This window comes from Rhodanobacter denitrificans (genome assembly GCF_000230695.2).
Lineage (GTDB): Bacteria > Pseudomonadota > Gammaproteobacteria > Xanthomonadales > Rhodanobacteraceae > Rhodanobacter > Rhodanobacter denitrificans.
On the sequence record NC_020541.1, the window covers coordinates 370,272 to 393,182 of the forward strand.

The 22,911-nt window shown below is 68.9% G+C and carries 20 protein-coding genes; 3 read left to right on the plus strand and 17 right to left on the minus strand.

Annotated elements, in window-relative coordinates; genetic code table 11:
• Positions 1–3: 3 nt before the first annotated feature.
• From uvrD to polA, 3 genes are all read right to left on the minus strand, one after another.
• Positions 4–2,208 carry a DNA helicase II gene (uvrD, locus tag R2APBS1_RS01580; RefSeq protein WP_041676842.1) on the minus strand — a complete coding sequence of 735 codons (2,205 nt, stop codon included), beginning with the start codon at positions 2,206–2,208 and terminating at the stop codon, positions 4–6.
• 72 nt (positions 2,209–2,280) lie between these two features.
• The gene (locus R2APBS1_RS01585) at positions 2,281–2,499 is read right to left on the minus strand and encodes a hypothetical protein (RefSeq protein WP_007514121.1); all 219 of its coding nucleotides are present in this window, start codon (positions 2,497–2,499) and stop codon (positions 2,281–2,283) included.
• 332 nt (positions 2,500–2,831) lie between these two features.
• Positions 2,832–5,582, minus strand: a complete 2,751-nt coding sequence (gene polA / locus R2APBS1_RS01590; RefSeq protein ID WP_015446605.1) for a DNA polymerase I — start codon at positions 5,580–5,582, stop codon at positions 2,832–2,834.
• 92 nt (positions 5,583–5,674) lie between these two features.
• Here polA and R2APBS1_RS20410 point away from each other — a divergent pair, with 92 nt between their 5' ends.
• On the plus strand, positions 5,675–6,211 hold the full coding sequence (locus R2APBS1_RS20410; protein ID WP_015446606.1) for a DUF2782 domain-containing protein: 537 nt from the start codon (positions 5,675–5,677) through the stop codon (positions 6,209–6,211).
• A gap of 27 nt (positions 6,212–6,238) precedes the next feature.
• Here the strand turns inward: R2APBS1_RS20410 and R2APBS1_RS01600 are convergent, their stop codons facing one another.
• From R2APBS1_RS01600 to cutA, 12 genes are all read right to left on the minus strand, one after another.
• Positions 6,239–6,949 carry a glutathione S-transferase gene (locus R2APBS1_RS01600; RefSeq protein WP_007514129.1) on the minus strand — a complete coding sequence of 237 codons (711 nt, stop codon included), beginning with the start codon at positions 6,947–6,949 and terminating at the stop codon, positions 6,239–6,241.
• 150 nt (positions 6,950–7,099) lie between these two features.
• The gene (purH, locus tag R2APBS1_RS01605) at positions 7,100–8,710 is read right to left on the minus strand and encodes a bifunctional phosphoribosylaminoimidazolecarboxamide formyltransferase/IMP cyclohydrolase (protein ID WP_015446607.1); all 1,611 of its coding nucleotides are present in this window, start codon (positions 8,708–8,710) and stop codon (positions 7,100–7,102) included.
• A gap of 67 nt (positions 8,711–8,777) precedes the next feature.
• Complete coding sequence (locus R2APBS1_RS20460; protein WP_015446608.1) at positions 8,778–9,101, minus strand: helix-turn-helix domain-containing protein; 324 nt, start codon at positions 9,099–9,101, stop codon at positions 8,778–8,780.
• A 156-nt stretch (positions 9,102–9,257) separates the two neighbouring features.
• Positions 9,258–10,115, minus strand: coding sequence for a zinc-ribbon and DUF3426 domain-containing protein (locus R2APBS1_RS01615; protein WP_015446609.1), 858 nt, complete (start codon positions 10,113–10,115; stop codon positions 9,258–9,260).
• Between the two features lie 108 nt (positions 10,116–10,223).
• Entirely contained in the window at positions 10,224–11,123 is a 900-nt protein-coding gene (gene prmA / locus R2APBS1_RS01620; protein ID WP_015446610.1) for a 50S ribosomal protein L11 methyltransferase, read from the minus strand.
• 82 nt (positions 11,124–11,205) lie between these two features.
• Positions 11,206–12,573 (minus strand): acetyl-CoA carboxylase biotin carboxylase subunit, encoded by a 1,368-nt coding sequence (accC, locus tag R2APBS1_RS01625; RefSeq protein WP_007514140.1) that lies wholly within the window; start codon positions 12,571–12,573, stop codon positions 11,206–11,208.
• A gap of 10 nt (positions 12,574–12,583) precedes the next feature.
• A complete protein-coding gene (gene accB, locus R2APBS1_RS01630) occupies positions 12,584–13,042 on the minus strand; it encodes an acetyl-CoA carboxylase biotin carboxyl carrier protein (RefSeq protein ID WP_015446611.1) in 459 nt (152 codons plus the stop codon).
• Positions 13,043–13,119: 77 nt separating this feature from the next.
• Positions 13,120–13,572: a type II 3-dehydroquinate dehydratase gene (aroQ, locus tag R2APBS1_RS01635; protein WP_007514145.1), complete on the minus strand. Its 453-nt coding sequence runs from the start codon at positions 13,570–13,572 to the stop codon at positions 13,120–13,122.
• Positions 13,573–13,704: 132 nt separating this feature from the next.
• Positions 13,705–14,241, minus strand: a complete 537-nt coding sequence (locus R2APBS1_RS01640; protein WP_015446612.1) for a TlpA family protein disulfide reductase — start codon at positions 14,239–14,241, stop codon at positions 13,705–13,707.
• A complete protein-coding gene (locus R2APBS1_RS01645; RefSeq protein ID WP_015446613.1) occupies positions 14,241–16,430 on the minus strand; it encodes a protein-disulfide reductase DsbD family protein in 2,190 nt (729 codons plus the stop codon). Before R2APBS1_RS01645 ends, R2APBS1_RS01640 begins: the two co-directional genes overlap by 1 nt.
• 71 nt (positions 16,431–16,501) lie before the next feature.
• Positions 16,502–17,398, minus strand: coding sequence for a DMT family transporter (locus R2APBS1_RS01650; protein WP_015446614.1), 897 nt, complete (start codon positions 17,396–17,398; stop codon positions 16,502–16,504).
• A gap of 61 nt (positions 17,399–17,459) precedes the next feature.
• Positions 17,460–17,813 (minus strand): divalent-cation tolerance protein CutA, encoded by a 354-nt coding sequence (gene cutA / locus R2APBS1_RS01655; RefSeq protein WP_015446615.1) that lies wholly within the window; start codon positions 17,811–17,813, stop codon positions 17,460–17,462.
• Between the two features lie 218 nt (positions 17,814–18,031).
• Here cutA and R2APBS1_RS01660 point away from each other — a divergent pair, with 218 nt between their 5' ends.
• Together R2APBS1_RS01660 and groL are read left to right on the plus strand one after the other, a co-directional pair.
• Positions 18,032–18,325, plus strand: a complete 294-nt coding sequence (locus tag R2APBS1_RS01660) for a co-chaperone GroES (RefSeq protein ID WP_007514157.1) — start codon at positions 18,032–18,034, stop codon at positions 18,323–18,325.
• 108 nt (positions 18,326–18,433) lie between these two features.
• Entirely contained in the window at positions 18,434–20,083 is a 1,650-nt protein-coding gene (gene groL / locus R2APBS1_RS01665; RefSeq protein WP_007514159.1) for a chaperonin GroEL, read from the plus strand.
• A gap of 139 nt (positions 20,084–20,222) precedes the next feature.
• Here groL and R2APBS1_RS20620 read toward each other — a convergent pair whose 3' ends face one another.
• Positions 20,223–20,768 carry a hypothetical protein gene (locus tag R2APBS1_RS20620; RefSeq protein ID WP_015446616.1) on the minus strand — a complete coding sequence of 182 codons (546 nt, stop codon included), beginning with the start codon at positions 20,766–20,768 and terminating at the stop codon, positions 20,223–20,225.
• 248 nt (positions 20,769–21,016) lie between these two features.
• A complete protein-coding gene (locus tag R2APBS1_RS01675; protein ID WP_015446617.1) occupies positions 21,017–22,909 on the minus strand; it encodes an LTA synthase family protein in 1,893 nt (630 codons plus the stop codon).
• Between the last annotated feature and the right edge of the window lie 2 nt (positions 22,910–22,911).

The following is a 22,911-nucleotide window of genomic DNA, read 5'->3' on the forward strand; positions in this document are numbered from 1 at the left end:
CGGCTACAGCGGCGTGAGGTTCGCGTAGGCGGCCACCAGCCACTTGCTGCCGGCGCCTTCGAAGTTCACCTGCAGCCGCGTGTGCGCGCCGCTGCCTTCGGCGCTGATCACCACGCCTTCGCCGAAGCTGGGGTGGCTGACGCGCTGGCCGAGTTTCACCGGCAGCGCTTCCTCCAGCGACGGCGCGACCTCGTGCGGCCGGCCGGTGTACAGCGGGCGGGTGACGTGGACGCGCGGGCGCACCTCGTCGATCAGCTCGGCGGGCATTTCGCCGAGGAAGCGCGATGGCCGCGCCAGCATCTCGGTGCCGTGCATGCGGCGCGATTCGGCGTGGGTGACGATGAGTTTCTCGCGGGCGCGGGTGATGCCGACGTAGGCGAGCCGGCGTTCCTCTTCCAGCCGGCCTTCGTCGTCGACCGAGCGCTGGCTGGGGAACAGGCCTTCCTCCATGCCGACCAGGAACACCACCGGAAATTCCAGCCCCTTGGCCGAGTGCAGCGTCATCAGCTGCACGCAATCGTCCCACGCCTCGCCCTGGTTCTCGCCCGCTTCCAGGGTGGCATGCGACAGGAACGCGGAGAGTTCGCCGAGCCCCGCGTCGATGTCCTCGGCGGTGCGCTCGAAGCGGCTGGCCACGTTGATCAGCTCGTCCAGGTTCTCCACCCGCGACTCGGCGTTGCCGCGCGAATCTTTCTCATAGAAATCGCGCAGGCCGGTGTGGGTGATCGCGTGGTCGATCTGTTCGGCCAGGGTGAGCGCGTCCTTTTCGCCATTGGGCGTGGACGGCTGGAAAGCATGGGCCATGGCGTCGATCATGCCGAGGAACGCCTTCACCGCGTTCTTCGCGCGGCCGGCCAGCTCGCTGCCGCCGGCCAGTTCGCCGAGTGCCGCTTCCCACAGCGAGGTGTTCTCGCCGCGGGCGCGGCGGCGCAGCACGTCCAGCGTGCGCTCGCCGATGCCGCGCGGCGGCGTGTTCACCGCGCGCTCGAACGCGGTGTCGTCGTGGCGATTGGCGGTGAGCCGCAGGTAGGCCAGCGCGTCCTTGACTTCGGCGCGCTCGAAGAAGCGCTGGCCGCCGTAGACGCGATACTTGATGTTGCGCTGGGCCAGCTGTTCCTCGAAATTGCGCGACTGCGCATTCGAGCGGTATAGGATCGCGCAGTCCTTCGCCGAGCCCTGCTCGTCGATGTACTCGCGGATGCGCTCCACCACGAAGCGCGCCTCGTCCTGCTCGTTGTAGGCGGCGTACAGCGCGATGCGCTCGCCGTCGTCGCCGGCCGTCCACAACTGCTTGCCGAGGCGGCTGCCGTTGCGCTGGATCACGCTGTTGGCGGCCTTCAGGATGGTCGAGGTGGAGCGGTAGTTCTGTTCCAGCTTGATCGTGTGCGCGCCGGGGAAGTCGCGCAGGAACTGCGCCATGTTCTCGACCTTGGCGCCGCGCCAGCCGTAGATCGACTGGTCGTCGTCGCCGACCGCGAAGACTTTCCCGGTGGCGCCGGCGAGCACGCGGATCCACGCGTACTGCAGCGTGTTGGTGTCCTGGAATTCGTCGATCAGCAGGTGCCGCCAGCGCTGCTGGTAGTGCTCCAGCACGGCCGGATGCTTCAGCCACAGCTCGTGCGCGCGCAGCAGCAGCTCGCCGAAGTCGACCAGGCCGGCGCGGCGGCAGGCGTCCTCGTAGGCCTGGTAGATGCGCACGAAAGTGTGCGTGACCGGATGGTCGCGGTGCTCGATGCCGTCCGGCCGCTTGCCCTCGTCCTTCCACTGGTTGATCTGCCAGCAGGCCTGGCGCGGCGGATACTTCGCGTCGTCCAGGCCCAGTCCGGCGATCACGCGCTTGACCAGTCGCAGCTGGTCGTCGGCGTCGAGGATCTGGAACGCCTCCGGCAAGCCGGCCTCGCGCCAGTGTCGCCGCAGCAGCCGGTGCGCGATGCCGTGGAAGGTGCCGACGGTGAGGCCTTGGGTACCGCCGGGAATCAGCGCCTCCAGCCGCGCACGCATCTCGCCGGCGGCCTTGTTGGTGAAGGTGACGGCGAGGATCGCCCACGGCGGTACCCGCTCGGCCTGGGTCAGCCAGCCGATGCGGTGGGTGAGCACGCGGGTCTTGCCGGAGCCGGCGCCGGCCAGTACCAGGTAATGGCCGGGCGGGGCGCAGACGGCTTCGCGTTGGGCGGCGTTGAGCGGGTCGATCAGGTACGAGACATCCATCGCGCCCATTGTAGTGGGCGCCAACAAAAACCGCCGCGGCGGCGGCGGTTTTCGGGGTGGCAGCGGTGCGGCTCAGCGCTTCTGCAGGAAGCCGCCGACCGCCAGCAGCGCGCCGACCACGATGCCGGCGATGCCGATCCATTGCGGTACGCCCTTCTCGTGGGTGGCGGTGATCCTGGCCGAGCCGACCTGCAGCAGGGTGTCGGTATCCTGGTAGGAGGCATGGCCCGCCACCACCCAGATGCCGGCGGCGACGAGGATGATGCCAACAATGATCAGGCCTGCGCGCATGGTGTTCCCCTTGGTGGATGTGGGGCGAGTATGCCCGGTGCCGCCGTGCATGGGATGTACAAGCCGCACGGATCGCGGGCAAAAAAAGCCCCGGAGGCTAGGGGGAGCCTCCGGGGCGGGGCAGGCGCGAAGACCCAGGGGAGAGGTTCGCGCCTGTGGCGGCCCAGGGAGGTGGACTCGCCGCGGATGCCGTTGCGTGCATCCGTGGAGTTAGTGCGTGATTTGCCGAGAAAGTTGCAGGGTTTCCGAAGAAATTCATGAGCGGTTCATGCTCATGAAACCTTAACGGCCAAGTCGTTGTTGCGTATGAAGGCGACCGTCGGCCGACGATCTCAATGCGCCTCGTCCCAGTTCGCACCCACGCCCACGTCGACCAGCAGCGGCACCGCCAGTTCCGCCGCGCCGGACATTCGCGCGACCACCGCCGTGCGCACCGTGTCGACCGCGTCGGCGCGCACCTCGAACACCAGTTCGTCGTGCACCTGCATCAGCATGTGGGCATCGTCGCGGTCTTTCAGCCACGCCGCCACGGCGATCATCGCGCGCTTGATGATGTCGGCGGCGCTGCCCTGCATCGGCGCGTTCACCGCGGCGCGTTCGGCGCCCTGGCGCAGTGCCTGGTTGCGCGCGTTGAGGTTCTCCAGGTACAGCCGGCGGCCGAAGATGGTCTCCACGTAGCCGTCGTGGTGGGCGCGTTCACGGGTCGCTTCCATGAACGCGTGCACGCCGGGGTAACGGGCGAAGTAGCGCGCCATGTAGTCGCCGGCCTCGGCGCGGTCCACGCCGAGCTGGCGCGCCAGGCCGAATGCGCTCATGCCGTACATCAGGCCGAAGTTGATCGCCTTGGCGGCGCGGCGCTGGTTGGCGCTGACCTCTTCCGGTTTCAGGCCGAACACCTCGGCGGCGGTGGCGCGGTGCACGTCGCCGCCCTCGCGGAAGGCCTTGAGCAGGCCCTCGTCGCCGGACAGGTGGGCCATGATGCGCAGCTCGATCTGTGAGTAATCCGCCGCCATCACCCACCATCCCGGCGGCGCGATGAAGGCCTGGCGGATGCGCCGACCTTCCTCGGTGCGCACCGGGATGTTCTGCAGGTTCGGATCGGACGAAGAAATCCGCCCGGTGGCCACCGAACCCTGGTGGTAGCTGGTGTGCACGCGGCCGGTGCGCGGGTTGACGATGGCGGAGAGCTTGTCGGTGTACGTGCTGCGCAGCTTGGCCAGGCCGCGGTAGTCGAGGATCAGCCGCGGCAGTTCGTGGGTGTCGGCGATCGCTTCCAGCGCTTCCTCGTTGGTGGACGGCTGGCCGGTCGGCGTCTTCAGTTTCGCTTCGAGGTGCAGTTCGTCGAACAGCACCGCCTGCAGCTGCTTGGGCGAATCGAGGTTGAACTCGCGCCCGGCCAGCGCATACGACTGCTGCTGCAGTTCCAGCATGCGCCTGCCCAGCTGCTGGCTCTGCCGGCGCAGCTCGTCGCCGTCGATCAGCACGCCGCGGCGTTCCATCTCGGCCAGCACCGGCACCAGCGGGATCTCGATCTCCTCGTACACGCGGCGCAGCGCGGGCACGCTCTCCAGCTTCGGCCACAGCGCGTGGTGCAGGCGCAGGGTGACGTCGGCGTCCTCGGCGGCATAGCGGCAGGCGGTGTCCAGGTCCACCTGCGAGAACGAGATCTGCCGGGCGCCCTTGCCGGCGACGTCCTCGTACTTCACCGTGTCGTAGCCGAGGTACTTCTTCGCCAGCGAGTCCATGTCGTGGCGCGTGGCGGTGGCGTTCCACACGTAGGATTCCAGCATCGAGTCGTGCTTCAGCCCCTGCACCGCGATGCCGTAGTGCGACAGGATGTTGATGTCGTACTTCGCGTGCTGACCCAGCTTAGGCCGCGTGGCGTCCTCGAAGATCGGTTTGAGCGCGCGCAGCACGTCGTCGCGGTCGAGCTGCGGCGGCACGCCGGGATAGTCGTGGCCGAGCGGGAGGTAGCAGGCCCGGCCCGGCTCCACCGCGAAGCTCAGGCCCACGATGTCCGCGCGCATCGCATCGAGGCTGGTGGTCTCGGTGTCGAACGCGATCAGCTCGGCGCCGCGCAATTCTTCCAGCCAGGCGTCGAACCGTGCCTGCGTGGTGACCAGCTCGTATTCGCCGGGGCCGGAAAATTCCGTCTGCAGGAGCGCACCCTGTACGCGATGGCTCTGATGCTGTTCGGCGCGAAGAGCGTCGTGCACAGGGTGCGCTCCTGCTGGTTCCGCCGCGGAATCCAGCTCCTTCAGTGCCGCCTTGAACTCGTAGCGGGTGTACAGCTCGCGCAGCTGTTCGACGTCGGCCTCGCGCCGGGCCAGGTCGGTGGGGCCGAACTCCAGCGGCACGTCGGTCTTGATCGTCGCCAGCTGGCGCGACAGCGGCAGCTGCGGCAGCGTGGCGCGCAGGCTTTCGCCGATCTTGCCGCCGATGCGGTCGGCATGTGCGATTACGCCGTCCAGCGAGCCGTATTCGCCCAGCCACCTGGCGGCGGTCTTCGGGCCGCACTTGGGCACGCCGGGGATGTTGTCGATGGCGTCGCCGGTGAGCGCGAGGAAGTCGATGATCTGCGCCGGCATCACGCCGAATTTTTCCATCACGCCGGCGCTGTCCAGCACCGTGTTGCTCATGGTGTTGACCAGGGTGACGTGCGAACCGACCAGCTGGGCCATGTCCTTGTCGCTGGTGGAAACCTCCACTTCGATGCCCTGCGCCTGTGCCTGCAGGGCCAGCGTGCCGATCACGTCGTCGGCTTCGACCCCCCCCACGCGCAGGATCGGGAAACCCAGCGCGGCCACGATCGCCAGCATCGGCTCGACCTGGGAGCGCAGGTCGTCCGGCATCGGCGGGCGGTTCGCCTTGTACTGGGCGTACAGCGCGTCGCGGAAGGTGGGGCCCGGGGCATCGCTGACGAAGGCCAGGTAGTCCGGCTTCGCCTTCAGCGTGGCGCGCAGCATGTTGACCACGCCGAACAGCGCACCGGTGGCCTCGCCGCGGGCGTTGGAAAGCGGCGGCAGCGCGTGGAACGCGCGGTACAGGTAGGAGGAGCCGTCGATCAGGATGAGTTTGGGCATGCGGCATTCTCGCATGCACGGCGAAACGCCGCGCTTCACGAACGGCCGGCGAGGGCGCTGTTATGCTGCGTTCCCCGAACGAGGTTGCCGCCATGAAAACCGCTGCCTTGCTGGTTGCCGCCAGCGTCCTGTTCACGTCGAGCGCACTGGCGCAGTCCGCCCCATCGGCGAGCGTGCCGCCGCCGCCCGGGATCGACGACCCGGGCGTGCGGACCGTGGAGTCGCCGGCGCGACCACCCGCCAAGCCGGCGGCCGGACATCGCGCGACCCGTGCGGCGACGTCGCCGTCCGCCCAGTCGCTGAACCTGAAGCCGCAGACGCTGCCGGCGATGCACGACGAAGGCAGCGTGCAGGCTGGCCGGGACCAGGCGCCGCCGGAAGTACGGATCCGCCAGGAAGGCGACAACAGCATCCAGGAATACCGCCGCAACGGCCGCGTCTACATGGTGGTGATCACCCCCAAGAGCGGCATCGCGCAGACCTACATGGTCGATCCGCAGGGCCGGCTGGTCGACGAGCACGGCATGAAGCCGGTAGGGCCGGTGATGTACAAGGTGCTGGAGTGGGGCAAGAGCCGGCCGCCGGCGGAGGGTTCGAGCGGGACGCCTCCGGCCGACGGCGGCCACTGAGCCGTCGCCGCGCGACCCCGGCCCCGTCTACGCCGGGTCGTCCAGTTCCGGATAGTGGCGGAAGATGCCGTTTTCGTTGAACGGCACCCGTCGCGGCGACGCCAGGTAGGCCGCCAGGCGTGGCCGCCCGGCCACCCGCTGTTTCAACGCCTGCAGCAGCGGCAGCTTGTGCGCGAGGCGTTGCATGGCGCGCGGGTACGCATATTCCAGCCCGCTGATCAGCTGGAACAGCGAAAGGTCGACGTAGGAGTGCCCATGCAGGGCATGCTCGCCGCCGCCGCGTTCCAGCACCTGCTCGAAATAGTCCAGGTATTTCGGCAGCCGTGTTTCGCGCAGGTCAGCCGCGCGACGGCGCGCCTCGACGCGCTGGTCCTCGTAGTACAGGCTGCTGGCGATCGGGTGATGCGAGTCGTGCACCTCGGCGACCAGGTCGGCGATGGTCAGCTGCAGCTGGTGGGCGTACAGCCGCCGACTCTCGCTTTCCGGCACCAGGCCGAGCGGCGGGCCAAGATACTGCAGGATGTTTGCGGTCTGCGCGATCAGCAGGCGGCCGGCCTTGAGGAACGGCGGCGCGAACGGCAGCGCACCCTCGTGCACGCCGTCGAGGTAGCGCACGATGGCGTCGTCGCCCTCCTCGCGGGCCACATCGACGTAGCTGGCGCCGGCGTCTTCCAGCGCCAGCCGCACGAACTCGCCGCGGCCCTGGATGCCGGTCCAGTAGTAGAGCTCGTAGCGCATGGCCGTTTCCCCGGACTGGATCCGATGCTGGCACGCACGACTTCTACGGGGCGTGTAGGAGTCCGCTCGTGGGCGATGCCCTGAAAGCCGGGATCCGCAAAAGCAACGGCATCGCCCGCGGGCGGGCTCCTGCATTGGGGGCGCGCGATATCAGTGGCGGAAGTGGCGCATGCCGGTGAACACCATCGCCATGCCGTGCTCGTCAGCGGCGGCGATCACCTCGGCGTCGCGCATCGAGCCGCCGGGCTGGATCACCGCGCTGATGCCCGCCGCGGCGGCGGCGTCGATGCCGTCGCGGAACGGGAAGAACGCGTCGCTGGCCATCACCGAGCCGCGCACGTCGAGCTTCTCGTCGGCGGCCTTGATGCCGGCGATCTTCGCGCTGTAGACGCGGCTCATCTGGCCGGCGCCGATGCCGATGGTCTGGCGATCCTTCGCGTAGACGATCGCGTTGGACTTGACGAATTTGGCCACCTTCCAGGCGAAGATCAGGTCGTGGATCTGCGCCTCGGTGGGCGCCTTGCGGGTGACGACCTTCAGGTCCGCCGCGGCGATCATGCCGGTGTCGGCGCTCTGCAGCAGCAGGCCCGAACCCACGCGCTTGGAGTGCATGCCGGGGTGGGCGGTGCGCAGGTCGCCGTCGGCCGGCAGCGGGATCGCCAGCACGCGCACGTTGCCCTTCTTGTGGAACGCCTTCAGCGCGTCGTCCGCGTAGGCCGGCGCCAGCACCACCTCGACGAACTGGCGCTCGACGATCGCTTTCGCGGTGGCACCGTCCACCTCGCGGTTGAACGCGATGATGCCGCCGAAGGCGGAGGTGGGATCGGTCTGGAAGGCGAGCTCATACGCCTTGCCGATGCCGTCCATGCTCACCGCCACGCCGCAGGGGTTGGCGTGCTTGACGATCACGCAGGCCGGCTTGACGAAGCTGCGCACGCACTCCCATGCCGCATCGGCATCGGCGATGTTGTTGAACGACAGCTCCTTGCCCTGCAGCTGACGGAAGGTGGCCAGCGTGCCCGGCGCCGGATACAGGTCGCGATAGAACGCGGCCTGCTGGTGCGGGTTCTCGCCGTAGCGCAGGTCCAGCAGCTTCACGAAGCGGCCGTTGACCTGGCCGGGGAACGCGGCATGGCCGGCGATGGCGTCCTGCGCATCGTTGAGTTCCAACCCGGACAGGTAGTCGCTGATCGCACCGTCGTAGCTGGACACGTTGTTGAATGCGGCCACCGCCAGCTTGAAGCGGGTGGCGCGGGTGAGGCCGCCCTGGCTTTCGATCTCGGCCAGGGCGTTCTCGTACTGATCCGGCGAGGTCAGCACGCCCACGTCGTTCCAGTTCTTCGCCGCCGAGCGCAGCATCGCCGGGCCACCGATGTCGATGTTCTCGATCGCCTGCTCCAGCGTGCAATCGGGCTTGGCCACGGTCGCCTCGAACGGGTACAGGTTCAGCACCAGCAGGTCGATCGGCACGATGCCGAGTCCGGCCATCACCTGGTCGTCGGTGCCGCGGCGGCCGAGCAGGCCGCCATGCACCTTCGGGTGCAGCGTCTTCACGCGGCCGTCCATGATCTCGGGAAAACCGGTGAGGTCGCTGACCTCGGTGACCGCGATGCCGGCTTCGCGCAACGCCTTCGCGCTGCCGCCGGTGGAAAGCAGCTCGATGCCCTTCGCGGCGAGGCGTCGGCCCAGCTCGATCAGCCCGGTCTTGTCGGAGACACTGAGCAGGGCGCGACGAACCGGGACGAGCTGGGGGGCGGACATGAGCGGGTTACCAGGAGGGGAAAGCCGCTCATTATAGCCGTCCGGATGATGGGCGGCTTCGGGCGGGTTACAACAGGCCGTGCGCAGCCAGCTTCTTGCGCAAGGTGGCGCGGTTGATGCCGAGCGCGCCGGCGGCGCGGCTCTGGTTGCCGTCGTGGAACGCCAGCACCTCGCGCAGCAGCGGCACTTCGACTTCGTGCAGCACCAGCGCGTGCAGTCCTTCGGCGCATTCGGTGTCGCCGATGTCGGCAAGGTAGCGGCGCACCATGCGGGTGACGCATTCGCTCAGCGCACTCTGCCCCTGAAGGCTGGCGCCAGGCGAACCCGTGCCCTGCAACGAGGCCTGTTTCGCGGCCTCGGCAGCAGGCAGTCTTACGGCATTCACGGACATTTTCCCTCACGTGCGAAGCGGCGACTGCATCGGTCGCTGCTCATGGTTATGGCTGGTCTTGCGCGTCGCGGCGTCTATCGCATGCCGTCGGACATGTCGGCGCGAGGGGTCGAGTCTACCCGCGCGAGCCGACAATTTTAAGTACCGCAGGCGCCATTATTCGAAACCGATCTCGAACGCCACCGCGTTGTCGCCCGGATCTTCCACCTCCAGCAGCAGCACGGCGCTGCCGCCGGGCGCCAGGCCGTGGCGCAGGACCGCGGCGTCGTCCAGGTACTCCGCCGGCTGCAACCGGCGCATCGCGATGCGCTGGCCCTGGGCATTCGACAAGGTGATCGCCAGCACCGGCCAGGGCTGGGCGAAGCCGGCGTCGTTGCGCACGCTGGCGCTGATCATCAGCGCACCGGCGACGCTGGGATGGGCCTGCACGTTGCTGGCCAGCAGGCGCAACTGCTGCGGCGCGGCGACCAGCGGCAGTTCGCAGCCGAGCATGGCACAGCTGCCGCGCAGCCAGTGGTTCACGAGCGGCTGGCGGATCAGTTCGTCGCGCTCGGCCCAGGCCAGCTGGACGGCCAGCAGCAGGGTGAGCAACAGGCATGCCGTGATCCACGGCCAGTGTCGCTCGCCGGACGAGCGCGGCTGCCGCCGGTTGCGTCGGGCCGCCCGTTCGTGCTGGTGCGTGCGCGGCTCGCGGGCGAAACGCGGGGCGAAGACCAGTTGCGAAAAATCCCCGACGGGCGGCCGCGGTGCGGCGGCCACGACCATCTCGTCGGCGACGACTGCCGGCGGGCCGGGGCGCGGGCGATAGACCACCAGGTCGAGCCGTGGCGGCTGCAGCGCGGGCTGGTTGAGCGGCAGCTCGACAAAGGGCTCCGGCGGGAGCTGCTCGGCGAGTGTGGCGAGACTGTCGAAGCCGGCTTCGCAGTGCCCGCACACGACGTGGCCGTGCGCCTGCGCCAGCGTCTGCGCGTCGAGCGAAAACACGGACAGGCATTCGGGACACTGGGTATACATGCGGGCCGTTGCGGATCGATACGCGGCAAGCTTAGCAGGGTGGTCGCGGCGGCTTCAGGGCCTGCCTGAAGTCGCCGCGACCCCGGCAGCGGGAGCCGGCGCGCGCGCTCAGCCGCGGCGCCGACCGCTGATGCGCACCCAGTCCCCGCGCGTGTCCACGTGCAGTTCGTCGAACCACTCGGCATAGCGCGCCAGCAGTTCGTCCTGCTGGCCGGCGAGGATGCCGGAGATGGCGAACGGTGCGCCGGGCTTCGCGGCGGCAGCAAAGCGGGGCGCCAATGTGCCGAGCGGGCCGGCGAGGATGTTGGCGATGAACACGTCCGCGGCCTCGACCACGTGATCCTCTGGCAGGAACAGCGCGAGGCGCTCGGCCACGCCGTTGCGCTCGGCGTTGTCGCGTGAGGCGATGAGCGCCTGCGGGTCGTTGTCGACGCCGACCGCACTGGCCGCGCCGAGCTTCAGCGCGGCGATCGCCAGGATGCCGGAGCCGCAGCCGTAGTCGGTGAGGGTCTTGCCGGCGAGGTCCAGGCCGTCCAGCCATTCCAGGCACAGCGCGGTGGTCGGGTGGGTGCCGCTGCCGAAAGCCAGGCCCGGGTCGAGCCGCACGACGACGCGCTCGTCATCGATGGGTGGCTCGATGTTCCACGGATAGATCCACAGCCGCCGACCGAACGGCATCGGCTTGAACTGGTCCATCCACGCGCGCTCCCAGTCCTGGTCGGCGAGCTCGGCGAAGTTCAGCTGGTCGGGTTCGAGCCACGGCAGCAGTTCGCCCAGCGCGGCGGCGAGGCCGCGCCGGTCGGCGTGTTCGTCGAACAGCGCGTTCAGCGTGATCGTCGGCCACAGCGGCAGTTCGCCCACGCCGGGCTCGAAGATCGCTTGCTCGTCCGGCGTCTCCGCGTCGGCGTCGCGCAGCGTGATCGACAGCGCGCCGAGGTCGTCCAGCGCTTCTTCCGCGCGGGGCTGCTGTTCGGTGCGAACGACCAGGGAGAGTTCGAGGAATGGCATGAGGCGTATTCGATAGGCCGTGGGAGCGCACTCTGTGCGCGATGGAAGAGCATCGCGCAAAGGGTGCGCTCCCACAGAGAGGTCAGGTGCCGGCGGCGGCTTTCTCTTTCTGCTCGGCCATCCGCTTTTCGAGGTAGTGGATGTTCTGCCCGCCGTGCTGGAAGCCGACGTCGGCCATGATCCGCTGCTGCAGCGGGATGTTGCACTTGACGCCCTCGATCACCGTCTCGGCCAGTGCCAGGCGCATGCGCGCGATCGCGGTGTCGCGGTCGGGGCCGTGCACGATCAGCTTGCCGATCATCGAGTCGTAGTTCGGCGGGATGCGGTAGCCGTCGTAGAGATGCGTGTCCACCCGCACGCCGGGGCCGCCGGGCGCCTCGAAGCGCTTCACCGTGCCGGGGCTGGGCAGGAACGTGTCCGGATCCTCGGCGTTGATGCGGCACTCGATCGCGTGGCCGGTGATCTTGATGTCCTCCTGGCGGATCGACAGCTTCTCGCCGCCGGCGATCAAGAGCTGCTCGCGCACCAGATCCACGCCGGTGATGAACTCGGTCACCGGGTGCTCGACCTGGATGCGGGTGTTCATCTCGATGAAGTAGAAGCGGCCGTTCTCGAACAGGAACTCGAAGGTGCCGGCGCCGCGGTAGCCGATGCGCAGGCAGGCGTCGACGCAGACCTTGCCGATCGCCGCGCGCTGCTCGGGCGTGATGCCCGGCGCCGGCGCTTCTTCCACCACCTTCTGGTGACGGCGCTGCATCGAGCAGTCGCGCTCGCCCAGGTGGATCGCGTTGCCCTGGCCGTCGGCCAGTACCTGGACCTCCACGTGGCGCGGATTCTCCAGGAATTTCTCCATGTACACCTGGTCGTTGCCGAAGGCCGCCTTGGCCTCCTGCTTGGTCATCACGATGGAATTGCCCAGATGGGCCTCGGTGCGCACCACGCGCATGCCGCGGCCGCCGCCGCCGCCGGCGGCCTTGATGATCACCGGGTAGCCGATCTCGCGGGCGATCTTGATGTTGGCGTCGACGTCCTCGCCGAGCGGGCCGCCGGAGCCGGGTACGCACGGCACGCCGGCCGCCTTCATCGCGCGGATCGCCTCGACCTTGTCGCCCATCAGGCGGATCACCTCGGCGGTCGGGCCGATGAAGACGAAGCCGGACTGCTCCACCTGTTCGGCGAAGTCGGCGCGCTCGGACAGGAAGCCGTAGCCAGGGTGGATCGCCTGGGCGTCGGTGATCTCGGCCGCCGCGATGATCCGCGGGATGTTGAGGTAGCTGTCGACCGACGGCCCGGGGCCGATGCAGATCGATTCGTCGGCGAGGCCGACGTGCTTCAGGTTGCGGTCCACGGTGGAGTGCACCGCCACGGTCTTGATGCCCAGACTGTGGCAGGCGCGCAATACGCGCAGCGCGATTTCGCCGCGGTTGGCGATGACGACCTTCTCGAGCATCCGGGCGGCCTCAGGCAATCACGAACATGGGTTCGTCGAATTCCACCGGCTGGCCGTTCTCGACCAGGATCGCCTGCACGGTGCCGGCCACGTCGGCCTCGATCTGGTTGAACATCTTCATCGCCTCGATGATGCCCAGCGTCTCGCCGGCCTTGACCTGCTGGCCGACCTTGACGAAGGCCGGCGTGCCGGGGGTGGCCGAGGCGTAGAAGGTGCCGACCATCGGCGCCTTCACCACGTGGCCGGCGGGCAGCGCGTTCGCCGGCGGAGCCTCGGCTGCGGCCGCGGCAGCGGCGACCGGGGCGGCGGCCACCGCGATCGGCGCGACGGTCGGTGCGGCGGCGACCGGCGCGGCATTCTTCGGCACGCGCGACAGGCGCACGACCTCCTCACCCTCCTTGATTTCCAGTTCGGCGAGGTTGGATTCCTCGAGCAAGTCGATCAGCTTCTTGATTTTGCGCAAATCCATCGGATCAGCCTTTGGTCAGTCAGGCCACCGCTGCGGTGGCCGGGAGTGAATGGGGTGGGCCGTGCGGCCGGGTTCGGTCAGGGGGCGGGGCTTGCCTGCAGCCGCTGCAACGCCGCGTCCAGTGCCAGCCGGTAGCTGTCGCCGCCGAAGCCGCAAATCACACCGAGTGCGATGTCGGACAGGTAGGAGTGGTGGCGAAACGGCTCGCGGGCGAACACGTTCGACAGGTGCAGCTCGATGAACGGCATCGCCGCCGCGGCGAACGCGTCGCGCAAGGCGATGCTGGTGTGGGTGAACGCGCCGGCATTGCACAGGACGATCGCGGTGCCGTCGTCGCGGCCCTGATGGATGCGCCCGACCAGCTCGTGCTCGGCGTTGGACTGGAACCAGGCCAGCTCGTGCCCGGCCGCGCGCGCACGCTCGGCCAGCTGCTGGTTGATCTCGGCCAGTGTCTCGCGGCCGTAGATGTGCGGCTCGCGTGCACCCAGCAGGTTGAGGTTGGGTCCGTGCAGGACCAGGATTTTCGCCACGGCATCGTCCGGCCAGCGTCCGGAGCTCCCGGAACCCGGCGCAGTGTGCGCGCAGTCGGGAATCTTGTCCAGTTCGCTGCAGATCGACGATGTTTGGCGGAGAAGCGCCGGGTTTCCATCCGTGAGCGTATGTCAACGCCCGGTGGATGCCGGTGCCAGCCAATGCGCCAGCTGCGCCGCCGACAGCGGGCCGGCATGGGTGGCCAAGATGCGCCCATCGGTGTCGATCAATACGCTATATGGCAGCACCTGCTGCGTATTGCCGAGTTTCAGCGACGTGCTTGGCGGGCCCATGTCGCCGATCAAGATCGGGTAATCCACCGCATGTGCGGCCAAAAAGGCGCGAACGTGCGCCGGCTCATCCATCGCGATTCCAATCACGATCGCCTCCTGTTCGCCGAACTTGGCCTGGGCCTCGGCCAGCGCCGGCATCTCGCGCAGGCAGGGCGCGCACCAGCTGGCCCAGAAATTGAGCAGCAGGCGGTGCCCGCGGTAATCGTCCAGCCGATGCGGTTTGCCGTCGAGGTCGGGCAGCACCAGCGGCGGCAACGGCTGGCCGAGCAGAGTCGGCGGCGTCCCGGCAGGCCGCTGGCGGTGTTGCAGGTAGCCGCCCAGTGCGGCGAGCAGCACGGCCAGACCGAGGATCAGCCAGTTGCCGCGACCGAGCATCAGTGCGCCGCTTCGGTCAGCGCCCGCTCGACCAGCGAGCGGGTCAGCACGGTGGAGAGTCGCCTGCCGGGGCCGCCGTCTTTCGGGAACACCACGTACAGCGGCACGCCGGGCGAGTGGTATTGCTGCAGGAACGCGCTGATGGTCGGGTTGACGTCGGTCCAGTCGCCCTTCATGTAGACCGCGCCGGTGCGCTGGAGCAGGTCGCGGAACGCCTGCGTGCCCAGTACCGCGTGCTCGTTCGCCTTGCAGGTGACGCACCAGTCGGCGGTCATGTCGACGAATACCGGGGTGCCGGCTGCGCGCAATTCGGCGAGTTTCTGCGGGCTGTAGGCGACTACGCCGTCCTCCGCCGTGGCCGTGCTCGACGGCGGCGGCACGTGGGCGAGCAGGTACATCGGCACCAGGGTGGCGACTGCCAGCACCGCCACGGCGATCTTGCTGGCCGCCCCGCGCGAGCGGCTGCGCTCGAACCACCACAGCGTCATCGCCAGCAGCACCATCGCCACCAGCACCAGGCCGACCGCGTCGGCGCCGCGCTGGTTGGCCAGCACCCACACCAGCCAGGCGGCGGTGAGGTACATCGGGAAGGCCAGCACCTGCTTCAGCGTTTCCATCCAGCGGCCGGGCTTCGGCAGCAGGCGCGCCAATGCGGGCACGAAGCCGACCGCCAGGAACGGCAGCGCCAGCCCTACGCCCAGCATCAGGAACACCAGCAGCGCCGACAGCATCGGCGCGGCGAACGCATACGCCAGCGCGCTGCCCATGAACGGCGCGGTGCACGGGCTCGCCACCACCACCGCCAGCACGCCGGTGAAGAAGTCGCCGGCCGGGCCGGAGCGCGACGCCAGTGCCGCGCCGGTATTGCCCAGCGAGGCGCCGAACTGCACCACGCCGGACATCGACAGGCCCACCGCCAGCATCACGCAGGCCAACGCGCCGACCAGCAGCGGCTGCTGCAGCTGCGAGCCCCAGCCCAGCGCGTGGCCGGCCGCGCGCAGGGCGAGGATGCCCAGCCCCAGCGCGGCAAAGCTGCACAGCACGCCGGCGGTGTAGAACAGCGCGTGCCGGCGCGCGGTGGCACGGTTCCCGCCGCTCTCCAGTACGCTGACCGCCTTGATCGACAGCACCGGCAGCACGCACGGCATCAGGTTCAGCACCAGGCCGCCGCCGAGCGCCAGCAGCAGTGCGGCGAGCAGGCTGACCTGCAGCGGGCCGTCGGCAAGATCGCCTGGCGGGCGTTCCGGCGCTGCCACCGCGGTGGCCGGCGCACCGCCGTTCAGGTCGATCTGCACTGCGCGCGTCATCAGCGGATAGCACAGGCCGCCGTCCTGGCAGCCCTGGAAGCTCGCCTGCAGCGCGAGCTGCTTGCGGCCGGCCAAGTGGTCGCCTTCCAGCGTCACCGGCAGCTCGACCTGGTCGAAGTACACGGTGACGTCGCCGTAGTGTTCGTCATGATGCGCAGTGCCGGCCGGCCAGGCGGGCTTCAGCGCGAGGCCGGCGGCGTCGGCGAGCTTCAGCGTGGTCTGGTCGCGGTACAGGTAGTAGCCCTTCGGCATCGTCCAGCGCAGCAACAGCTGTTTGGGACCTTGCGCCAGCGCCGCGAAGCGGAACGCCTGCTCGGCCGGCAGCGGCGCGCCGGTCGTGGCTGCGCCCGCATGGCTGCCGAGCCGGTCGAGTGCTGCGCCCAATGCGCTGCCGGCAGCCGGCGTGGCCGCAGCGCCGGCAGCGATGGGTAGCGGCAGGTCGAGGTGCTCGGTATGCGGCGGGTAGCAGATCTTCGGGTCGACCTCGTGGCAGCCCTGGTACTGCACGCTCAGGGTGAGCCGCGTGGTGCCGGCGGCGACGGTATACGGGATGCTGGCGTCGACGCCGTGGTGATAGGTCTCCACGTCGCCGAGGTATTCGTCGTGGTGCTTCTCGCCGTCCGGCAGCTGCGCCTCGCCGAGGGTGACGCCGTCGCCGCCCTTGAACTTCATGCGGCCGCGGTAGAGGTAGTAGTCCGGCGCGATGGTCCAGTGCAGCTTCAGCACGCCGGGTGTGGCGGCGTCGGCGCTGAGTTTGTACGCCTCGGTCACCGGCAGCAGGTTTTCCGTGTCCTGCGCCGGCACGGGCACGGCCCACAGCAGGCCGAGCAGCAAGGCCAGTGCGGGCAGGTGGGCGGTCAGACGACCGGTGATCAGACGCATCGCGATTCCAGGGGCGCAGCAGCGAGAAGGCCATTATGGACCATGCTGGCCGCCCACCCCTCGTTGCGGCCTTATGCCTCCCCGGCGGCCAGTGATGGCGGCGTGCGGCGCGTGCGCACCAGCCCGGTGGTGAGTGCCGTGCCCAGCAGGATCACCGCGCAGCCGCCGAGCATGCGGGTGCTCACCGGTTCGCCGAGCAGCAGGGCGCCCCATAGCACGCCGAACGCCGGGATCAGGTAGGGGATCACCATGATCCGCACCGCGCCGACCCGCGCCAGTACCCAGAAGAACAGCACATAGGCCAGCGCCGTGCACAGCACGGCCAGCCCCGCGGCCGCCAGCCATGCCTGCAGCGGCGGGGCCTGCGCCGGCCACGCCAGCAGCGTCGTCGGCAGCAGCAGGAGTGCGGCGACCATGTGGCTGCCGACCGTCACCACCAGCGGCGTCACCCCGGCCAGCCGCAGGTGCGTGTAGTGCACGGCGTAGCCGTACAGCACGGTGGCAGCGACGCAGGCGAGCAACGCCATGCCCGCGCCCGGCCCCAGTGCAAGGCTGCCCTCGGCCAGCCAGACCACGCCGGCGAAGCCGATCGCCAGCCCGGCGCTGCGCCAGGCATCCAGTCGCTGGCCCAGCCACAGCCAGCCGATCAGGGCGGCGAACATCGGCGTCATGCCGTCGATGATCGAGGCCAGGCCCGCCGGCAGGCTGCGCGTGGCGAAGGTGAACAGCACGAACGGCAGCGCCGAATTGGTCAGCCCGACCACCGCGATCGGCCTCCAGTGTGCGCGCCATTCGGCGAGCCGCGTGCGCGAGGCCAGCAGCGGCAGGAAGCACAGCGCCGCGCCGATCGCGCGCAATCCGGCCAGCGGCAGCGCGCCGAAGGCGCCGGCGCCCATCCGCATGAACAGGAACGAGCCGCCCCACAGGGCGCCCAGCGAGAGCAGCACGGCATAGTCGATCTTCTTCATCTCGGGGGGAGCGGCAGGGGCGGGGATGTCCAGTCTGCCCAGGCGCCACTGACAAGGGCTGTCAGCAGTCTTGCGGCGCCTCGCCGGTCGCAGCGCGCACCCAGTCCAGATAGGCCGCGTGGCCGCGCTGCACCGGCACCGCGACCAGCTCGGGCAACTCGTACGGGTGCAGTTCGAGCAGCCGCGCCTTCAGCGCGTCGAAGCGCGCGGCGGTGGTCTTGATCAGCAGCAGCTCCTCGCTGTCGCGGGTTACGGCGCCCTGCCAGCGGTAGGTGGAATGGACGCCGGGCAGGCGGTTCACGCAGGCGGCCAGCCGTTCGTCCACCAACGCTCCGGCGATCGCCTGCGCGCTGGCCGTGTCGGGGCAGGCGCAATAGCAGAGCAGGACGGCGTTGGGCGCTGCAGGCCGGGTCATCCGTCAAGCCTACCCCGGTTGCAGGTCGATTTCGCCGATCACTCTTGAAAGTCGCAGCCGCCCGCCCAATTAGCTTATCCATCCCGGGTCACGCAGCTCTTGCAGCGGCGTCGCAGACACGTAAAATTGGCACTCATTCACTCCGAGTGCTAACAAGATCGCAGGCCCGGATCTTGAAAGACTTGCCCATCAACCACTTGTAACAGCTGGAGTCATCCATGAGCACACTGCGTCCGTTGCACGACCGCGTCATCGTCAAGCGTCTCGAAGAAGAGCGCGTCTCCGCCGGCGGCATCGTCATCCCCGACAGCGCCACCGAGAAGCCGACCCGCGGCAAGGTCGTCGCTGCCGGCACCGGCCTGATCATGAGCGACGGCAAGGTGCGCCCGATGTCGCTGAAGGCCGGCGACGTGGTGCTGTTCGGCAAGTACGCTGGGCAGGAAATCAAGATCGACGGCGAAGAGCTGGTCTTCCTGAAGGAAGACGACATCGTGGCGGTGATCGAGGGCTGACGCCTTTGGCCGGGCCGGGTCGAGCGCGTTGAAGCGCGCACACCGTACGGTTCGGTGATCCGCTGCAAAACCCCTTTACTTATTTCAAAATTTTTCAAGGAAAAATTTATGGCCGCTAAAGAAGTCCGCTTCGGCGAAGACGCCCGCTCGCGCATCCTCAAGGGCGTGAACACGCTCGCCAATGCCGTCAAGGTCACGCTCGGCCCGAAGGGCCGCAACGTCGTGCTCGAGAAGAGCTTCGGCGCCCCCACGATCACCAAGGACGGCGTGTCCGTCGCCAAGGAGATCGAGCTGGCCGACAAGTACGAGAACCTCGGCGCGCAGATCGTCAAGGAAGCCGCCTCCAAGACCTCCGACGTCGCCGGTGACGGCACCACCACCGCCACCGTGCTGGCGCAGGCGTTCATCCAGGAAGGCCTCAAGGCGGTCGCCGCCGGCATGAACCCGATGGATCTGAAGCGCGGCATCGACAAGGCGGTCATCGCCGCCGTCGGCGAGCTGAAGAAGCTCTCCAACCCCACCGCGAACGACAAGGAAATCGCCCAGGTCGGTACCATCTCGGCGAACTCCGACACCAACATCGGCGACATCATCGCCACCGCGATGAAGAAGGTCGGCAAGGAAGGCGTGATCACGGTCGAGGAAGGCTCGGGCCTGGAGAACGAGCTGGACGTGGTCGAAGGCATGCAGTTCGATCGCGGCTACCTGTCGCCGTACTTCATCAACAACCAGCAGAGCCAGCAGGTCGAGCTGGACGATCCGTACATCCTGATCCACGACAAGAAGGTCTCCAACGTCCGCGAGCTGCTGCCGGTGCTGGAAGCCGTCGCCAAGGCCGGCAAGCCGCTGCTGATCGTGGCCGAGGAAGTGGAAGGCGAGGCGCTGGCCACGCTGGTGGTCAACACCATCCGCGGCATCGTCAAGGTCGCCGCCGTCAAGGCGCCGGGCTTCGGTGACCGTCGCAAGGCGATCCTCGAGGACATCGCCATCCTCACCAACGGCCAGGTCGTGTCCGAGGAAGTGGGCCTGTCGCTGGAGAAGACCACCATCGGCGACCTGGGTCGCGCCAAGCGCATCGTGATCACCAAGGAAAACACCACCATCATCGACGGCGCCGGCGAGGCGGAGAAGATCCAGTCGCGCATCAAGCAGATCAAGGCGCAGATCGAGGAGACCTCCTCCGACTACGACCGCGAGAAGCTGCAGGAGCGCGTGGCCAAGCTGGCCGGCGGCGTGGCGGTGATCAAGGTCGGTGCCGCCACCGAAGTCGAGATGAAGGAAAAGAAGGCGCGCGTCGAAGACGCTTTGCACGCGACCCGTGCGGCAGTCGAGGAAGGTGTGGTCCCCGGCGGCGGCGTCGCGCTGATCCGTGCGCTGAGGGCGGTCGAAGGTCTGAAAGGCGACAACACCGACCAGAACCTCGGCATCGCGATCACCCGCCGCGCGCTGGAAGCGCCGCTGCGCGCGATCGTCGCCAACGCTGGCGAAGAGCCGTCCGTGGTGCTCAACAAGGTCAAGGAAGGCAAGGGCAACTTCGGCTACAACGCCGCCACCGGCGAGTTCGGCGACATGGTCGAGATGGGCATCCTGGATCCGACCAAGGTGACCCGCACGGCCCTGCAGCATGCCGCGTCGGTCGCTGGCCTGGCGATCACCACCGAGGCGATCGTCGCCGAGCTGCCGAAGAAGGAAGAGCACAACCACGGCGCCGGCGGCATGGGCGGCGGCATGGGTGGCATGGGCGGCATGGATTTCTGATCCGGCCGCAGCCGTTCGCCCTGAGCGTAGCCGCGCAGCGGCCAAGTCGAAGGGCACGCGACAAGAAAAACCCCGCCTTGGCGGGGTTTTTCTTTTGCCTTGCCGGCATGGACGAGATGCCGTACCGATGGCAGTGGGCTCAGTGGCCGTGGGTGTTCGCGTTGCCGCTGACGCCGGCGTTGCCGCTGGCGTTGACGCCCTTCACCGCGTCGCCGACCGAGCCGGCGGCGCGGTCGGTGGACTGGATCGCCGTATGCGCGGCGTCGCGCACGTCGCCACCCACGCCCTGGCCCATCTCGCCGGCCTTGCCGGCGGTGGCGGCGGTGTCGAGGCCGGCGCCGGCCTCGACGTTGGCGTTGGCATCGGCATGCGAGTCGTCGGCACCCGCTCCGATCGTGCCGTTGGCATTCGCGTCGGCGTCGGCGTCGGCGTGGTCGTCGGTGCTCGAGCGGCTCGTGTCGACGGCCTTGCGGGTGTGGCGTTTCAGGCGGGAGTCGGTGCGCTGTAGGCGCCGTTCGGTCTGCGCGGTGGTCTGGTCGACGGCGTGCAGGGCGCTCGGCGCCGCGGCGCCGACGTGGGCGCTGGCACCGACCTGAGCGGCGCCGCCGAGATGGGCCTGGGCGAAGGCGGATGCGGTGAATACGCTGGCACCGATGACGAGGACGGAAAGCATGGTCTTGCGCATGGGATGAGCCTCCACGATAGGGGAAAGGCCGCCGGGCACGCCCCTGCACGCTGCTCCGCGGGCACGTCGAACCTAGGCGTCGCTGGCAGACTGTCGTCTGAACACGGGGTCGCGGTCTTCAGCTGCCGGACAGTTCGCTGAACGGCAATCCCGACGCCAGCGCTCGTAACCGGCGCGGATCGCCGCGTGCGGGCTGGAGGGACAGTTCGCTGAACGGCAATCCCGACGCCAGCGCCGGGTTCCGCGCGTCACCGGACGGCAGCGGATGACGGCCCCGGCGCGGCGTCGCCATGGGCAAGGGCGCCGGTCGCCGCCGGCGCCGCCGGCCGCGGCAACAGGCTGTCCAGTTTGTCCTTCATGCGCAGCTGGTCGATGCTGGCCATGGCCTGGTCGAGTTGCTGCTGCGCGTCGCCCTCGGCCAGCGGCGGCGCACCGGAGGCCTCGGTGAGCGCGGCCAGCTGCGGGCCGACCAGTTCGGTCAGCGCGAAGTACGGATCGTCGTGGATGCCGACGTGCGCCAGCAGCTTGCCGGGCAGCAGCCATGACGCCGTGTCGGTGGTGCGGCGCTTGCCCGGGTGCTTCGGGTCGACCAGCAGCCACACGCCGGCCTGGCCCAGCATGTCGCCGCCGTCGACGAAGCCGGCGATCTGGTAGCTGTTGCTCAGCGCGGGCAGGTGGTCGCCATAGAACAGCACCACGCTGGGCCGCTGGCGCTGGGCCAGCAGCTTCACCAGCCGGCCGAGTTCGGCGTCGGCGTGCTTCAGGTGGTAGAGGTAGGTCTGCAGCTCCAGCTTGTCGCGGCCTTCGATGCCCTCGGGCACCGGGATCGCGTCGCGTTCGGCGATGCGGGCCGGCTCGACGTCGTACGGGCCGTGCGCCTCGATGCTGATGGCGAAGATGAACTGCGGTGGGCCGTCGTCCTTCAGCTGGGTCATGATCTCGTCGGTCATCGCGCTGTCGGCCATGTACTTGCCGTCGTTCGCCGCGATGGGCGGGAACGACGACTGCGACACGAAGCGGTCGAAGCCGATCGCCTTGAACGCGGCGGTGCGGTTCCAGAACGCCGGGTCGTTGCCGTGCAGCGCCAGCGTCGAGTAGCCATGCCGGCTCAGCGTGCGCACCAGCCCCGGCAGCGCCTTGTGGCTCATCTGCAGGTAGGGGAACTGCAGGTTGTCGAAGTAGCGCAGCGACAACCCGGTGAGAAACTCGAACTCGGTGCGGATGGTGCCGCCGCCGAAGGTGGGCACGTGCAGCTTGCCGCTGCTGCCGTGTGCGGCGAGCCGGCGCAGGTTCGGCGCGAAGTTGCTGTGCTCGTAGCCGCGCATGATGCTCGGGTCGAAGAACGACTCGCTCTGCACCACCACGATGTCGGGCAGCTCGCCAGCGGCGCCCGGCGCCTGCATCGACTGCAGCAGGGCCGGCGTGGACTGCTCGATCAGCCGGGCCGCCTCGGCGCGGTCGGGCTTGTGCTCGCCCTTGCCGTATTCGAGATGGAACAGCATCAGCGCACTGACCAGGCCGGAATGGGTGGTGGTGGAGATCGTCGACCACGGTTCCAGCCACAGTGTCTTCGCGTTGTAGACCTTCGCCCAGGCGGGTAGGCCGACCAGCATGCTGGCCAGCGCCAGCGCCTGCACGCTGCCGCCGAGCAGGCGCGCGCCGCGCGTACGGCGCGCGAACAGCGGTGGCTCCAGCCGCCACGCGGCGACGATCAGCGCCACCGCGGCGAGCAGGCCCAGGTACGGCCACGGGCTGTGCGGCAGGTAGCCGGACAGGATGTGCATGCCGCCCTTGTGCAACTGGCCGACGATGCGGAAATCGTCCGGCAGCAGCGGCGTGCCCAGGTTCGCCACCTTCAGCACGTTCACCGCGTACAGCAGCCCCTGCAGCAGGAACGCGAGCGCGAACGACAGCAGCGCGCGGCGGCTGATCGCCAGCAGCAGGCCGGCCAGCAGCAGGCCCGGCCAGGCGTTGGCCAGCGGATAGCGCGCCTGGTCGAACAGGCGCAGCGGGGTCACCCCGATACCGCCGTCCAGCAGCCCGGTCAGCAGCACGAAGGCCAGCGCCAGCAACAACAGCAACCCGACGCGGGGAACGACGACGCGCCAGTGTGCGAGTGGGTGGGCGGAGTTCAAGGGCATGG